Consider the following 16,810-nt stretch of genomic DNA (forward strand, 5'->3'; position numbering starts at 1 on the left):
ATTAATAAACTGGCATTCCAGGATCAAATGCAGCCTGCCATGCAAGGATACCGCCTTTTAAATTGTAAAGGTTTGTAAAACCATGCAGCTGCTCCAATTGCATTACTGCTGCTGCACTGCGTTTACCGCTTCTGCATTGCATAATTACTGGTTTATCGGTTGCAATCTTCTCCACTTCAATCAAAATCCCTCCTAAAGGAATATTCTCTCCGTTAAGGTTTGAAGTATCGTATTCGAAAGTTTCTCTTACATCAATCAGTTGAAAATCTTCCTTGTTATCTATTTTTTGTTTTAATTCTTCTACGCTAATTTCTTTCATCTTCAAAGCTTTTAAATGGATGGCTTATGATCCACGAATAATGGTCAAATATAAAGTTTATCAACAACTTATCTGCTAAATGCAAGTCAAAATTTATGGTTTTAACTGACGGCTTGTAACAACTAAGAATGCCGGGCGTTTAATAGTATTCTTTCTTAACTTTGTTACTATGGATGCCCTGTCACGTTTCTTTTGGTTTTGTTCTGGTATACACCAGCCTACATTAGAGAAGCACCCTACTGAACATAATAAATATGTTGGTATCGGCGCAACTATCTTTTTCACTGGCTTATTCGCCGCCTTGTCTGGTGGATATGCCATGTATTTTGTTTTTAAAGGCGACACTGCCGCCGTGCTTTTCGCCATATTTTTCGGTATCCTCTGGGGGCTTGCCATTTTTAATATGGACCGTTATATTGTATCCAGTATCAACAAGAATTCTTCTGCTACCAAACAGATTTTTCAGGCCACACCACGTATATTACTGGCTATTATGATCGGCATGGTGATTTCGCGTCCTTTAGAGCTTAAAATTTTTGACAAAGAGATTAAAGAGCGGCTTAAGGTAAGTTACCTGAACAACCAGCGTTCAAAGATTGACACCCTGAATAAAGCATTTACTAATAAATATACTATCGAGCTCAACAAACTGAACGAATCCAAGGCCCAAAGGGACTCTTTGGAAAATGGTATCAAATCTGACCGGCAAAAACTTAACTTTGAAGTCTTCGGAACCAAAACGACTGAAACATCCGGCGTAATGGGGTATGGGCCTTATGCGAAGCGGAAAGAGGAGGAACTCAAACAGCGGCAGCAAAATCTGGATTCTCTGAATTCAGATGTAAGGAGAATGGAGCGTTTTGTAGATGGCAGAAAGCAGTTTGATGGTTTACTATCAGAGCGGCTTTACACAGGAAAACAACTGGACAGCCTGACCAGTATTGCCGGTTTTGCCGACCGTAACTGGGCATTGGGCCAGTTGAGCTTTAATACAGATGGTACCCGGGATACAACAACTGCATTAGCGGTCACATTTATCGGCTTGTTATTTATCTTTTTTGAGTGCCTGCCGGTATTTGTAAAAATGATGAGTTCAAGAGGCCCATATGACAGGTCTGTGGAAAACCTGGAGACCAGCCAGATACATACTTCTGAAAAGGATAAGGATTTTGAAATCGAAGTGACCGATGGCGTACACGATACCCGGGTAGCGACCACTATTGCAAGAGAAAAAGAACTATTAACTAAATTATGATGAAATACTTTTATTACCCATTGATTTTACTTTTTATCGCCCGAACGGCATCAGCCCAGGACATTGATAAAATTATCACTAAAGATTATGTAGACAATCTGATCAAAACCCTGAGTAGTGATGACATGCAGGGCAGAGCAACATTCAGCCCCGGGATTGATAAGGCGGCAACTTTTATTGAAGGTGAATTTAAAAAAATAGGCTTGCAGCCACTAAAAGGAGCTACAGGCTACAGACAAACTTTTTACAAGTATGAGCTTAAACCAGCTTCAGGTCAGGTATCAGTTGATGGGAAAGTGATTGTCCCTGCTGATTTTGCCGTTTGGGGAAATACAAGCGAGAGCCTGGATTTCGATAATACCGGCGGAGACGGATGGGTAAGACTTGATTCTTCAAAAACCTTCAGAGAGCAGTACAGACTTTTAGTCCGTAATAAAAAAACAAAACTGGTCCTGGTAGATCCAAAATTCACCAAAGAATTTAATGAGTTAAAGTCATACCTTTCAAAAGCAGCTGTTGTAGATGAAAAGATGATGCATGAGACCAACAAGTTTGCTTTAGTCCTGGTATTATCTCCAGATACAACGGTAAAGAACTTTACGGTATCCTTAAAAAACAAGGCCAGCAAATTGTCTTTATTTAACGTTGCCGGAATTATTCCCGGAAAGTCAAAAGCGAAAGAATTAGTCGTATTCTCGGGACATTATGATCACCTGGGTATTATTCATTCAGCAGATCAGGATAGTATTGCAAATGGCGCAGATGATGATGCTTCTGGTACTACAGCGATGATCGCTCTTGCCAAATACTACAAGAAACTGAACAATAATGAGCGTACTCTTATTTTTGTTGCCTTTACAGCAGAAGAAATTGGCGGCTTTGGTGCCAAGTATTTCTCTGAGCAATTAAACCCTGATGAGGTGGTTGCGATGTTTAACATCGAGATGATCGGTAAAGAAAGTAAGTTTGGTAAAAACACGGCCTTTATTACAGGCTACGATAAATCTGATTTTGGAAAGATCCTGCAAAAAAACCTGGAAGGATCAGCATTTACTTTCCATCCGGATCCTTATTTACAGCAGAATCTATTTTATAGGAGCGATAATGCGACACTTGCCGCATTAGGCGTACCTGCACATACCATCAGTACTGACCAGATAGATATTGACAAGCTTTACCATACGGTAAAGGATGAATACAGCACACTGGATACTGAGAACATCTTGTTAACGATCAAAGCAATTGCTAAAAGCGCAATTACCATCGTAAAAGGAACAGATACACCAACCAGAATACCTAAATTAACTAATTAAGCAGGTTTTAAGGTTGTTAATGGCAGTGCCATCACATAATCATTCATAAAGAAACCGTTGCCAATTTCAATGTCGACGGTTTCTTTAACCACAAAACCTATCTTTTCGTAGAAGTCTTTTGCATTATTGTAACGGTTTACATTTAATTCCAGGCTATCCGCACCGGCTTCCATAGCTTTATTTCTCACTTCATTCATTAAGAGCTTACCCAGGCCTTTTCCATGAGCCTCAGGTAAAACATATAATTTATGCAGTTTGGCAACAATATGTTCTTTATGTTCTGTTGTTGAATAAGATACAAAGGCAAGATCCTGATCACCATCCTGTGCAATTAAAAAAGTATGGCCTTCCATCAGCTGTTTCGTTAAAGAAGTGATACTGTAAAATTTGTCAAGCATATAATCAATCTGCACCTGATCAAGAATATGGCCATAAGTAGGGCCATAGGTTGAAGTTCCTATATGCTGGATGATTGCCAGATCGTCTTCTTTCGCTTTTCTTAGTGTAATCATATTTTTTCCGTTAAGAATACATATTCCGTAGCGAAAGTGAATTCTACAAAACCATCTTTCACCACTTCAAATTCCCGTTCGTCTTTTTGCATCAGGTTAGTGGCTTCGAAATAAGAAACCACATCAATCAGGAACAGACTTCCGGCAGGTTTCCAGACATTGAATCCAGTTTTAACCGCATATGACTTCTCCGTTGCACTGAATAAAACAATATTAATTTTAGGCAGGTAAAAAGCCAGGTCTGACAGGGCTTTCTGTTCATCAATAATATTTACCGCAGGGTACTTTTCTGAAATCAGGTAGTTTAATACGGTATTATATTCATCGCCGGGGCCCATAATAGACTTTGTGTTTTCCTGCGGAGCAAGTTCACCGGTAGCATTCAGGATCACATCTACTTTTAGCCCCAGGCTGAGGACTTTCTCATAAATTGCGCTGTTGACTATTAAAGTAGGACTCCATTCCAGGATTTGTCCCAGGTATTCCTCCTCAAAATTGCCCAGATTGTGAATATATAAGGCTGGCTCCTGTTTTTCTCTGACTATATGATGCGACGACATGCTGCTAAGGTATTAATGATTACTGAGAAGCTAAATGATTATTTGAAGAAATAACAGGAAACATTCAACTCTGCTTACTGTTATACTATAAATATCATATGTATAAATTAATACTCTTATTGCTGATGACACCATTGCTTACTTTAGCGCAACAAGTGGACGATGAAACGCGCTATTTAAACAGCAAAAATGAAGTTACGACTACAAAAAGCGAGTTTAAATGCATTAAAAACAAGGACTTATCCAGAGAACGTATTAATTGTTATGATTGTGAAAATGCACAACATCAGCTTGTGAAACAGCTCTCTGTTAATTTTCAGATCCCAGATGTCATTAAACAAGGGGCCAACCCGGTTTATTTTGGCCATACAAATCATACTGAATATCTGGTCGGCGATCTTAAATCCGGAAAACCCTACAATGGTTTTTTCAAAGAAAAAAGATCGGGTTCCGAATGGGTAGTCTACAATTATTATCAGCAGGGCGTATTGGTACAGCAATGGTACAATGATTTATTTAATAAGATCCTTGCAGAAGATCATCAGGAGTTTTCTGAGGTAAAGCTGGATGCTAAAAATACCTTTATCAACGGCAAACTTGATACTGGAATAGAAATTATTCCCGTTGACATGAAGCAACAACGCGCAATGGCTGAGCTGATCCGTACCGTTAAAAATACAAAAACAGTTTTATTCAGAGTGCTTATTTTTGCAGAGAATACTGGCATTCTTTTGAAAGTCAGTCCTGTTGCACAGGGGTATCTGCTGGAAGATTTCGGGAGGAATAGCTTGAAGATAACTTTTACTCCGGAAGGCCGGAAAATAGAAACCATAGCTCCCGAAAAAAAATCAGGAAAAGTAACCGAATACAGCTATTATAATTTTTCGGATCGTAATAAAATCGATAAAAACCGCCCTTATTCCTATTTTCAGAAAAACAATAAGCTGTATATAGAACAGGCAAAATCCGTACAGCAAGAACCTAAAGATCATGATCGGGAAAACAGCCGGATGTTACAGCGGTTATCCTTAAGTTTATATGATACCACTCCGCTGGAAACCGCAGACATGATCGCGTTTTTACAGGAGCGTAATGAAGTAAAGAATTATATGGGCCATTGTGAGCTTTATGAAGGCAAATTAGAAGGCTTTGTCTACAAGCCGGGTGATACTGAAGGAACGTACACCATGGAGCTGTACAGCCAGGGGAAACCCGAGCCGGCAAAAGTCTCTGCAAAAAACAAAACGCTGCGGGAGCTTGCAGCAATCCTGAAAGCACAATATTAAATTTCTGCCAAATAAAAAGCGGCTATTCCCAAAAGAATAGCCGCTTTTTTAATTTTAAATATGATTATGGATTCTGTCCACCTGGACCAATCGCTGGATTAGCATTGATTTCAGATTGTGGGATATACCATTGCCATTTTGGATCACCAGCAACCTCACTTAAGGTTTGTGCCAGCTCATTGGTATGGTTAGAATTAGTTCTGTCCAATGCAGAGTTCAGACGTTTAAGATCCGTAAAACGGAATCCCTCACCCCATAACTCAGCACGGCGCTGAATTAAGATCTCATTGATCAAAGCCTCACCAGTATTGGTTGACAATACATATTTAGGGTCTCTGTTCACAGCCAATTTATACAATGCTGCTTGCGCAAGACCATTTTGTCCGGTTCTGGCCAAAGCTTCTGCTTCAATCAGGTACATTTCACCAGCACGCATATGCGCCACATCACCTATACTAGTAGCTCCTGGTGCAAGAAACTTTCTGTTCATGTATGGTTTTCTCACTCCACTTGGTGGAACTGGGAAAGTCTTATCTGCACCTGTCGGATCCCATAATGTTTTTCTTACATCAGTTGCAGCGATTTTATCATACAATAATTTGTTAATCGCTTTAGGGTTTGTTCTGATGTTAGAAGAGTTATAATTCGCAGACATATAAGCGAAGAAAGAAGAGAAATAAGAAGTCTGATCTTCAACTTGTTTACTTCCCCAGATCCACTCTTGGTTTGCACTATTATTAAAACCGCTTTTGTATTCATCATTAGTCATTAAGCTGCTTGCTGCTCTTGCTTCTACAGCATTCGAGGCTGCAACAGTCCATAAACCTTGAGTTAATGCAACTCTTGCTTTGATACCTTTTGCAACTCTTAAATCAAAGTGACTTTTATTTGCTCTTGCTGAACTTGTAGTAAAAAGAGCAATAGCCGCATCAATGTCTTTATTGATTTGTGTATAAACACCTTCAACTGTACCTCTTGGTTTTGCAGTAACATCAGTAGCTAATGCGATTGGCACACCTGGTTGTGTATTGTTTCCAGCTGCATCATAACGCTTCGAATAAATTTGAACCAACAGGAAATGTGCCCATGCTCTGTAAGTTAATGCTTCGGCCATAATTGCATCTTTCGTTGCCTGTTCGCCTTCAACACCGTTTACTTTAGCAATGATCTGATTCGCATTTGCAATAATCGTATAATAGAATTTATACGCATATTTATCCGTTGTACTGGAAGCGTTTCTATGGTCATTCCATTTGTACGTGTTATTGTACCAGCCATTACCAGCAGTAGTCATTACTAAATCTTCTCCAAGCATGTCCAGGTTGATCTTCATACCTGATTCTCCACCCTGATCCTGGTTAGCATCATCAAATTGTCTGTACAACATCCTGTGAATACCGTTTAGAGCAGCCATTGCATTGTCTGTAGTTTTAAATACAGCTGCATCATCCGCCTTATCTGTTGGATTTGTATCCAAAAAAGACTTTTTACATGATGCAAAAGTCAATGCAATCAATAAAAAAGGAAGGAATTTATATTTTATATTTTTCATTTCTGCTATTTAATTAAAATGCAACATTTAGTCCCAATGTAATTGTACGTGTTGGTGAATAACCAGCCGACGTAGTTCCATTATAAGAATAACTTGGATCTAAACCTTTACGTTTAGACAATAAGAATAAGTTCTCTCCACCAACATATACTCTTGCATTTTTAAGGTCTGCTTTAGCAATTAATGCTTTTGGCAGGTTATAAGAAAGAGTAGCTGATCTGAAAGCCAGGTAAGACGCATCAATTAACCAGCGATCTGAAGCAGCATTATTGAAAGCAGACTGACCAACATCTAAACGAGGAACATCAGTAATATCTCCCGGGTTTTTCCAGGCATTTAATGCATCAACATGTAATGCACCACCATATCTGCTATAGCCCATTAAACCTGCATATGCAGAATCATAAACTTTACCGCCAACCTGGTAGTTCACCATGAAAGAGAACTGGAATTCTTTGTAAGTAAATGTATTGGTAATACTACCTGCAAATTTAGGAATAGCAGTACCTGCATAACCATACTCAGCATTATTAGGATTAGTCGTATAATCTACACCATCAATAGTTCTGCTTTGTGCAGGATTACCAACAGGGATATTTTTATCTCTTACATACAATGAAACACCATCCGAAGGATCTACACCTCTCCATTTTCTCAACCAGAAATCATATCTTGAATGACCAACTTCTAATTTTGTAACTCCATCAATAATTGTTGGTGTTTCTTCTGGTAATTTCGTCACACTGTTTTTAACCGCAGTCCAGTTAATATTAGCAGCCCATTGGAAGTTTTTTCCTTTGATAATGTCTCCGCCAATTTCAATCTCAAGGCCTTTGTTATACATACTTCCAATGTTTCTTGCAACAGTTGGAACACCATTAGAAACTGGAAGTGGAACATTAAATAACAAATTATCTGATCTTCTGTCAAATACCTCAAAAGTACCACGTAACCTGTTTTTGAACAAACCATATTCTAATGCAATGTCAGTAGAATAGTTAGTTTCCCATTTCAATTTGCGTGTTTCTAAAGTGTTTAAAGCTAATCCACCTTCTTTGTTATTGTTGTAGTTTAAGTTGTAATAAGATTTATAGTTATAATAGATATCATTTCCATCAGCATCAAGTATTCTATCATTACCAACAGAACCATATGATGTACGTAATTTCAGGTAATCTACCCAAGGTGTACTTTTCATAAAGTTTTCAGCAGTAATTAACCAGGAAGCTCCTACTGAAAAGAAGTTACCCCATCTTGACTCTGGTGAGAATTTAGAAGAACCATCACGTCTGTAAGACCCGTTCAGGAAATACTTACCATCATAGTTATAATTTACTCTTGTGAAGTAAGATTCCAGGTTATAAAGGTTTTTAAAAGCATTCAGATCACTTGTAGTTGTAAAGTTGATCAGCTCTGTATTCCCGTCTAAAACCTGACCATTTCTTGATCCTGTGATGTAGTTATATTGATACTGGTAAGTTTCATGACCCAAAAGGACATCAAAATTACTTTTCTCAACAGTCTTATTGTAATTTAAAACCTGAGTTGAAGTAAATGATGTTGTTCTTGAATTCGTATTAGACGCTCTGCCTCCAGGTGCTCCGTCACCAATTATTTTATTGTCATAAGAGTTCGCAGTATAGTTTGAAACGTCTACATTCAGCTTTTGAGTGAATTTAAAGTCTTTAAGGAAAGTAATTTCTCCGTAAGTTCTTGCACTCAGTGCGTTAATTTTCGTTAAATCCTGGTTTAATAACGTTTCTTGTACAACGTGTCTTCCACCACTTGCGCCCGCAGGACGAAGTGCGCCCTGATCATATATCTTATCACCATTACTATCAGTTACAAAAGCTCCTGAAGCATCATGCATATATACTGGATAAATCGGGCCAATATTACGTGCAAAATAGAATACGTTGTTATAACTTGTTCCACCAGTGGTTCCCTGAGAATTTAAAGTCATACCACTCGCTCTATTTGACTTAGTCAGGTTTCCTGAAACATTTAAGCCTGTTTTAAACCACTTTAATGGGTTTGCATTCACACTCACACGACCAGTAATTCTGTTATAATCTGAACGCTGGATATATCCTTTATCATCAAGATAACCTAATGACATTACATAATCTGCTTTTTCAGAAGCACCACTGTAGTTAATATTCGCATCAGTTCTTTTACCAACACGTTTTAGTGGCTCTACCCAGTCAAAATCATCATATAATAGTTTTGCATTTGGATTAAGCAAACCATCAGTACCTACAACAGCACCATCAGCAACATTGAAAGGGTTATAGCCTAATGCACCTTTAATCGATGAAGAAGCTTTTGCTCTTGCATCAGCATCAGACATTCCTTTTCCACTTTGTGGATATACCAGGTTGTTTTTATAAGCCTGCCATGCTAAAGGATAGTATTGAGCAGCATTAACTCTGTCATACTCAGAAACACCTCTTGAACTTACACCCTGAGTAATGTTTACGCCTAACTGATCATTACCTTTTCTACCTTTGACGGTAGTTACGATAACAACACCGTTTGCTGCACGAGATCCGTACAATGCAGATGCAGAAGCATCTTTTAAGATCGAAATATCCTGAATATCATTCACGTTCAGGTTCGAAAGATCTCCATCATATGGAGCACCATCTACTACGTATAATGGTGTGTTTGAAGCGTTAATCGAGCCAAAACCACGGATACGAATTGATCCGGAAGCACCTGGCTGTCCACTACCAGAACTTGACATTACACCAGCAGAAGCTCCGGATAAAGCACTGTTAACATTAGTTAACGGTCTTAATTCAAGTTCTTTCTTGCTAATTTGTGCCACTGAACCAGTAATAGATTCTTTTTTTGCAGTTCCATAGGCAACGTTAATGACTACTTCACTTAATGACTGAGCATCTTCGCTCAATGAAGCATTGATTACAGTTTTTGCGCCAACTGTCTGCTCTGTTGTGGTATAGCCGATTGCTGAAAAAACAATCACATCTGTTGGGGTAACCGGGCCTATTGCATAAGCACCATTTCCATCTGTTTGGGCACCTGTAGTTTTTCCTTTAATTTTTACAGATACTCCTGGAATCGGAAGGCCATCTCCTTTTCCTGTAACTTTACCTTTTATTGTTGTGTTTTGAGCAAATGCAGAACTTATGCATAGCAAACTCAGCACAATAAAATTGAGTAGTTTTCTTTTCATTTAGAATAAGTAAGGTTAATTAATTGTTATTTGGGGTACAATATGTACAATAAATTCTACTTATAGGAACTGTTAGCGGAAAAAGACAGGTGTTTAGCTTATTTACATATTATTTTTATTTAACAGAAAACAATTCCACTTAAAGTGGTTGAATAAAATTGAAAAATCATTTTAGTGGAGAAATAAACCTGATATTTTTGCCAGATCCTGCAAGAGTCTTCAGATTTTTATTGAATACGGTTTTCCCTATCTTTGAATCGCTTGTCAAAGATCTTACAGGATAAATACTACTGAGCGATTCAAAAGAACGTTTCAGCCTGATAAATATAAAGTTCGGTCAATAAGATCTTTGCATGAACAGCCACGAGACTAGCTTTACAGCTTATTACCTGTTTTGCTGATCAATACCTACCTATGAAGCTATGGCCAAGAATACTAAAGAAATAAGTGAACGCGCTTTTTATCCAAACTTCAGGTTTTTCATTTTACCTGTCGTTTTTTTCTGTTTCTATACTTTCATTTACCTGCTCAATCCTTACGATCCGTTCTGGAATGTTTATTTTGAACAGAATATATATACTTTGCTTACAGAGTGGCTGGGGGTAATGGTCGTTTGTTTTCTGATTACTGAATCCAGTCTGCTGATAGCCCGATGGCTGGACCGGCATATTCCATGGATTGAGTCTCCATTGTTGCGCTTTGTTTGCCAGTTTTTCTTACAGATTATCAGTGCGGGTGTAGTGATCAGTCTGCTGCTTTACATTGATAACCTGGTCTATCCCCATTATGATACTTATTCACAAAGTGACAAAACATTTAGCTGGCAGGTTTGCCTGGTGAGTATTATCATCAGCACTTTAATCAGTGCAATTTACACAGCCGATTTTTTTCTGCGCAAATGGAAAATGTCAATGCTCGAAACATCAGCATTAGAACTTAAAGCTTATGATTTGAACCAGGTGGCTATGCAGGCTGAACTTCAATCATTGAAGGCACAGCTTGACCCTCATTTTATGTTTAATAACTTCAGCACTTTATCAAGTCTGATAGCTGAAAACCCCGATTCTGCGCTTCTTTTCCTGGATAATCTGTCCAAAGTATATCGTTACATGATCATTAACCTGAGCAAAGATATTATCTCATTAAGGGATGAAATCAGGTTTATCAACTCTTATATTTACCTGATCAAAATAAGGGTATCTGATAACCTTCAAATTAACATAGATATTCCTGAAGACTACGAAATTAAAGGAGTGCCGCCAATCACCCTACAATTACTGATAGAAAATGCGATTAAACATAATGTGGCCTCCCGTTCACGGCCATTGCATATAAATATCTGTATCAATGAAGAAGGCTGGCTTGAGGTTTCAAACAATTTGCAGCTGGTCAACTTTCATATCCCATCCACACGGGTTGGATTAAAGAATATTATCAGCCGTTACCGGTTGTTATCAGAAGCCTGTCCGCAGATCGTCGAGAATGATAACACATTTATAGTCAAACTACCCTTATTAGAAATAACTGAATAACAGAAGATGAATGTACTGATCATAGAGGATGAAAAATTGAATGCCATACGTTTGCAAAAGATATTGCTTGAAATAGATAGCCATACCGAGATTGTTGCAACGCTGGATACGATTGCCGATAGTGTACAATGGCTGCGCTCAAATCCACATCCGAACCTGATATTGATGGATGTCCGCCTTGCAGACGGCATTTGTTTTGAGATCTTTACCCAGGTTGAGATTACTGTTCCGGTTATTTTTACGACCGCCTATGATGAATACGCCTTACGCGCTTTTAAAGTAAACAGCATAGATTACCTTTTAAAACCAATTGATATTGATGAATTAAAAGGCAGTATTTCTAAATTTAAACAACAGCATACGCAGAAAATATCTCCCGGAACAATTGAAGAAGTTGTCGCCATTATAAAAAAACAAAACCCGAATTATCGTTCCCGTTTTCTAATTCCATATCGTGATGGTTACAAGACCATTATGGTTCCCGATATCGCTTATTTTTATTCTGAAAACAAGATCACGAATATCGTTACCCGCGATGCAAAAGAGCAGGCCGTGTCTTACACAATGGATGAGCTTGAAGAGCAGCTGGACCCGGCAATATTTTTCCGCGCAAACCGGCAATACCTGATCAATATCAAAAGCCTGGAGAGTATCCACAATTATTTCAATGGAAAATTAAAGCTTGTCCTGGTTCCTGCGGCCGCAGCAGATATTCATATCAGTAAGGAAAAGGCAAGCCAGTTTAAAAGGTGGCTCGATAGCTGATTCAGTTGGGCTGAGGGTTGTTTCATCTGCCAATAAAGCGTCCTCAGTTATTTCTTCTCCCTCATTTGGTGACATAAGTCATAAAATTGCATCGTTGTAATCTGTATTTCATTAAGCAATATGGGTTCACGCAATTTATGCAAATCCTATCACCACATGAAAGTTGAAAACAAATCTCTTCTATTGAGAAGACCGGGCCTTTTATTCTGTTCAGCACTGCTACTTACTACTTTATTCAGTTGCCGCTCTGCCAACGAAAGTGCCGGTGCTCAGGAAGCTCCACCCACAATTCCGGTTATGACGCTGAATCAATCGGCAGCAACGACTACTAAAGATTATACAGGTACCCTTGAAGGAAAAGTAAATGTTGAAATCAGACCTCAGGTAGAGGGTTATCTCGACAAAGTTTATGTTGACGAAGGTGCATTTGTGCAGGCAGGTGAGCTGCTATTTAAAATTAATGATCAGCCTTATACGCAGCAACTCAATAATGCCATTGCCGTTATGCATGCCGCAGAAGCCGCACTAAGCAACACACAGCTGGAGGTAGATAAAGTAATTCCACTGGTTAAAAGCAACGTAGTCTCTGCCATACAACTCAAAACAGTACAAGCAGCTCATAATGTAGCAAAAGCGAACCTTGAACAGGCTAAAGCGGCAGTAGCATCAGCAAAGATCAATCTTGGATTCACAAAGATTAAAGCTCCTGTGAGTGGTTTCATTGGCAGAATTCCGCGCAGACTGGGTAGTTTAGTTGGAAGAAATGATCAGCAGCCCCTAACCACGCTTTCGGATGTACACGAGATCTATGCTTACTTTTCTATTGGTGAAAGCGATTTTATCAATTTCAAAGCACAGTTTCCAGGTAAAACACTGACAGAAAAAATAAAGCAGATCCCGCCAGTTTCCTTACTCCTTGCCGACAATACGATTTACACTCATCAGGGGCGTATCAATATGGTAGACGGGCAATTTGACAAAAACACAGGATCTATCATGCTCAGGGCAACCTTTCCTAATGCAGATGGCTTATTACGGGCAGGAAATACTGGAAAAATCAGAATTGATCAGCTTCATAAAAGCTCTTTACTCGTACCTCAGGCCTCTACATTGGAACTTCAGAATAAAGTGTTTGTCTACAAACTTGCAGACAGCAATAAACTCAGCAGAGTAATGATTGACATCGATGGTAAAAGCGGTACAGACTATATCATTAAAGGTGGCTTAAAGCCTGGAGACAAGATCGTATCCATGGGACTTGACCGTCTACATGAGGGAATGGTCATTTCTCCGGGATCTTCATCAGCTGCTGCAAAAGCCGGTAAACAATAATATTAACATTAGCCAGGCAGTTGATCTGTCTGGCATCATCACACAATGAATCATGTTTAAGAAATTCATAGAAAGACCCGTACTGGCTACGGTGATCTCCATTTTACTGTTAATACTTGGGTTCTTAAGTATTACAAAACTCCCGGTCACTCAATTTCCTGAAATTGCGCCGCCTAGTGTATTCGTAACAGCGGTATATCCTGGTGCAAATGCAGAAACCGTGGCGCGTACGGTTGCTCCGTCGTTAGAAGATGCGATTAATGGTGTAGAGAATATGACCTACATTAAGTCAACTTCAAGTAATGATGGCTCACTAAGCCTTCAGGTTTACTTTAAACTTGGCACAGACCCCGATCAGGCGGCAGTAAACGTACAAAACAGGGTATCGCAAGCCATTAGTCAGTTACCAACCGAAGTAGTTCAGATTGGTGTAACTACACAAAAGCAGCAAAATAGTATGATTATGTTCATGTCTATTTATGATGACAGTAAGAAATATGATGCTGCATTTGTGGAAAACTATGCGAAGATCAATGTGATCCCTGTACTTAAAAGAGTTACAGGAGTTGGTAACGTTACTGTATTCGGAAACAAAGATTATGCGATGCGCATCTGGTTAAACCCGGAACAGATGGCTTCTTATGGGCTAACTCCGCAAGAAGTGATGGCAGCTATTCAGGATCAGAATGTGGAAGCAGCCCCGGGTAAATTCGGTGAAGGCAGTAAAGAAGCATTTGAATATGTACTTAAATATAAAGGTAAATCTAATCAGCCTTTAGGCTTTGAAGAGATGATTATCCGTGCAAATGCGGATGGGTCTGTATTGCGTGTAAAAGATGTGGCAAAAGTTGAATTCGGTTCTTATACCTACAGTGGTGACACCTGGGTGAATGGGAAGTTCGGTGCAGGTATGGCTATTTACCAAACCGCAGGTTCTAACGCGAACAAGGTACAGGAAGATATCAATGAAGCGATGCTGAAACTGTCAAAAACTTTTCCCAAAGGCTTAAAATATGAAACCCCTTTGAGTACAAAAGTTCAGCTTGATCAATCGATTTCACAAGTAATACACACCTTGATAGAAGCATTTATATTGGTTTTTATCGTGGTATTTATCTTCCTTCAAGACTTTAGATCGACGTTGATCCCTGCTGTTGCCGTGCCGGTAGCAATTATTGGAACCTTCTTTTTTATGCAGTTATTCGGGTTCTCGATCAACTTGTTAACGTTGTTCGCCCTGGTACTTGCCATTGGAATTGTAGTGGATGATGCCATCGTTGTGGTGGAGGCTGTCCATGCAAAAATGGAACATGAGCATCTTGCCGCAAAACCAGCCACTATATCGGCGATGCATGATATAACCGGAGCGGTTATTTCGATTACACTGGTTATGGCAGCTGTATTTTTACCAGTAGGTTTCATGGAGGGCCCGACGGGTGTATTCTACAGACAGTTTGCGTTTACGCTGGCCATCGCTATTGTGATTTCAGCAGTGAATGCGTTAACACTGAGCCCCGCATTATGTGCGTTATTTCTGAAAAACAACCATACCGCACCAGCTCAAAAGACAAAGTTCAGCGACCGGTTCTTTACTGCATTCAATACTGGTTTTTCAGCAATGACTGATCGGTACATTAAAAGTATCAAAGTGCTGATCCGCTTTAAATGGGCAAGTTTTGGTGCATTGGCTTTACTAATGCTTTTAACTTTCTGGATGCTGCGTACCACGCCTAAAGGTTTTATTCCGGATGAGGATGGTAGTTTCATCGTATTTTCTTTATCGATGCCAGCCGGATCTTCTCTGGACAGAACCGGAAAGGCATTGAAGAAAGCTGACAGCATAATTAAAACCATACCTGCCGCTGAAGGGGTTACCAGCATTTCTGGCTATGATATGTTAAGTTCAGCCACCAGTCCATCATTTGGTGTAGGCTTTATTAAATTAAAAGATCTGGATAAAAGAGGAGAGGTTAAAAACATTAATGAGATCATTGGTGTGATGAATCAAAAACTATCTACGATTCTGGAAGGCAGCATATTTGTGTTTACCATGCCAACTGTCCCTGGTTTTGGGAATGTGAGCGGATTGGAATTTGTTTTACAGGACCGTACGGGAGCCAGACTGGATAAATTCAGTGAAATTGCACAGGGATTTACCCAGGAATTGATGAAGCGTAAAGAAATAGAGGCTGCATTTACCACTTTCAGAACTGATTATCCGCAGCTGGAAATGGAAGTTGACGCTGTAAAAGCCAAGCAACTCGGTGTCAGTATAAAAGAGCTGATGGGTGTAATGCAAGCTTATTACGGAAGTATACAAACCTCAGACTTCAACCGTTTCGGCAAGTATTACAGAGTAGTTGTCCAGGCAAATGTAGCTTCAAGAGCTACACCGGAGTCTATGAATGGAATATTTGTAAAAAACAACAGTGGCCAGATGGCTCCTGTCAATACCTTAATTAAATTGAAAAGGGTTTATGGCCCTGAAACGGTAGCCCGTTACAATCTTTTCAATGCGATTAGTATTAATGCAATGGCTAAAGCCGGATTCAGTACAGGTGATGCGATTAAAGCCACAGAGGAAGTTGCAGCTAAATACCTACCAGAAGGTTATAGTTATGAATGGACTGGAATGTCATTGGAAGAAAAAACATCTGGCGGACAGGCAGCAACCGTATTTGGCTTGTGTTTACTTTTCGTTTACTTCCTGCTGGCAGCGCAATATGAAAGTTATATTTTACCGCTCGCAGTTATTCTTTCGGTTCCCGTAGGTATTCTGGGCGTATTGTTAGCTGTTAATATGGCTGGCCTGGAGAATAATATTTATGTTCAGGTAGCTATGGTCATGCTGATCGGTTTACTGGCTAAAAATGCGATCCTGATTATTGAATATGCTGTACAAAGACGTAAGGCAGGAATGACCTTGTTAGATTCAGCTCTTGAAGCATCTAAACTCAGGCTGCGTCCGATTATTATGACCTCTCTTGCATTTATCGTCGGGTTAATCCCATTGATGCGCGCTGTTGGGCCATCAGCATTGGGTAACCGTTCTATTGGAACAGGTGCGGCAGGCGGAATGGTACTGGGTGTAATTCTGGGTGTGTTTATTATCCCGGTACTTTACGTCGCCTTTCAGTATTTACACGAAAAAATAAGTGGTAAGCCTACCGCGATAGAAAGTTAAC

The 16,810-nt window shown here is 39.4% G+C and carries 12 protein-coding genes; 7 read left to right on the forward strand and 5 right to left on the reverse strand.

The window, feature by feature from the left end; all coding sequences use genetic code 11:
• Position 1: 1 nt before the first annotated feature.
• Entirely contained in the window at positions 2-319 is a 318-nt protein-coding gene (locus HDE70_RS23310; RefSeq protein ID WP_111632695.1) for a rhodanese-like domain-containing protein, read from the reverse strand.
• Between the two features lie 169 nt (positions 320-488).
• Between HDE70_RS23310 and HDE70_RS23315 the strand changes: the two genes are divergently transcribed.
• Together HDE70_RS23315 and HDE70_RS23320 are read left to right on the forward strand one after the other, a co-directional pair.
• The gene (locus tag HDE70_RS23315) at positions 489-1,574 is read left to right on the forward strand and encodes a DUF4407 domain-containing protein (RefSeq protein WP_183891980.1); all 1,086 of its coding nucleotides are present in this window, start codon (positions 489-491) and stop codon (positions 1,572-1,574) included.
• The gene (locus HDE70_RS23320) at positions 1,571-2,887 is read left to right on the forward strand and encodes a M20/M25/M40 family metallo-hydrolase (RefSeq protein WP_260161986.1); all 1,317 of its coding nucleotides are present in this window, start codon (positions 1,571-1,573) and stop codon (positions 2,885-2,887) included. The genes HDE70_RS23315 and HDE70_RS23320 overlap by 4 nt, the downstream gene beginning before the upstream one ends.
• Here the strand turns inward: HDE70_RS23320 and HDE70_RS23325 are convergent.
• Both HDE70_RS23325 and HDE70_RS23330 read right to left on the reverse strand, forming a co-directional pair.
• The gene (locus HDE70_RS23325; protein ID WP_183891981.1) at positions 2,884-3,399 is read right to left on the reverse strand and encodes a GNAT family N-acetyltransferase; all 516 of its coding nucleotides are present in this window, start codon (positions 3,397-3,399) and stop codon (positions 2,884-2,886) included. The two genes, HDE70_RS23320 and HDE70_RS23325, sit on opposite strands and share 4 nt — an antisense overlap.
• Positions 3,396-3,959, reverse strand: a complete 564-nt coding sequence (locus HDE70_RS23330) for a thiamine pyrophosphokinase (protein WP_183891982.1) — start codon at positions 3,957-3,959, stop codon at positions 3,396-3,398. Before HDE70_RS23330 ends, HDE70_RS23325 begins: the two co-directional genes overlap by 4 nt.
• Before the next feature lie 98 nt (positions 3,960-4,057).
• Between HDE70_RS23330 and HDE70_RS23335 the strand changes: the two genes are divergently transcribed.
• Positions 4,058-5,245 (forward strand): hypothetical protein, encoded by a 1,188-nt coding sequence (locus HDE70_RS23335; RefSeq protein WP_183891983.1) that lies wholly within the window; start codon positions 4,058-4,060, stop codon positions 5,243-5,245.
• A 64-nt stretch (positions 5,246-5,309) separates the two neighbouring features.
• On the opposite strand, the gene HDE70_RS23340 is transcribed toward HDE70_RS23335, so the two are convergent.
• Both HDE70_RS23340 and HDE70_RS23345 read right to left on the reverse strand, forming a co-directional pair.
• Entirely contained in the window at positions 5,310-6,797 is a 1,488-nt protein-coding gene (locus HDE70_RS23340; protein ID WP_183891984.1) for a RagB/SusD family nutrient uptake outer membrane protein, read from the reverse strand.
• 13 nt (positions 6,798-6,810) lie between these two features.
• Entirely contained in the window at positions 6,811-9,996 is a 3,186-nt protein-coding gene (locus tag HDE70_RS23345) for a SusC/RagA family TonB-linked outer membrane protein (protein WP_183891985.1), read from the reverse strand.
• A gap of 422 nt (positions 9,997-10,418) precedes the next feature.
• Here HDE70_RS23345 and HDE70_RS23350 point away from each other — a divergent pair, with 422 nt between their 5' ends.
• The 4 genes from HDE70_RS23350 to HDE70_RS23365 all read left to right on the forward strand — a co-directional run bounded on the left by HDE70_RS23350 (position 10,419) and on the right by HDE70_RS23365 (position 16,809).
• Entirely contained in the window at positions 10,419-11,528 is a 1,110-nt protein-coding gene (locus HDE70_RS23350; RefSeq protein WP_183891986.1) for a sensor histidine kinase, read from the forward strand.
• Positions 11,529-11,534: 6 nt separating this feature from the next.
• Entirely contained in the window at positions 11,535-12,293 is a 759-nt protein-coding gene (locus HDE70_RS23355) for a LytR/AlgR family response regulator transcription factor (protein ID WP_183891987.1), read from the forward strand.
• Between the two features lie 156 nt (positions 12,294-12,449).
• Positions 12,450-13,625: an efflux RND transporter periplasmic adaptor subunit gene (locus HDE70_RS23360; protein WP_183891988.1), complete on the forward strand. Its 1,176-nt coding sequence runs from the start codon at positions 12,450-12,452 to the stop codon at positions 13,623-13,625.
• Between the two features lie 52 nt (positions 13,626-13,677).
• The gene (locus HDE70_RS23365) at positions 13,678-16,809 is read left to right on the forward strand and encodes an efflux RND transporter permease subunit (RefSeq protein ID WP_183891989.1); all 3,132 of its coding nucleotides are present in this window, start codon (positions 13,678-13,680) and stop codon (positions 16,807-16,809) included.
• Position 16,810: the final 1 nt, after the last annotated feature.

The organism is Pedobacter cryoconitis, from assembly GCF_014200595.1.
Classification (GTDB): Bacteria; Bacteroidota; Bacteroidia; order Sphingobacteriales; family Sphingobacteriaceae; genus Pedobacter; species Pedobacter cryoconitis_C.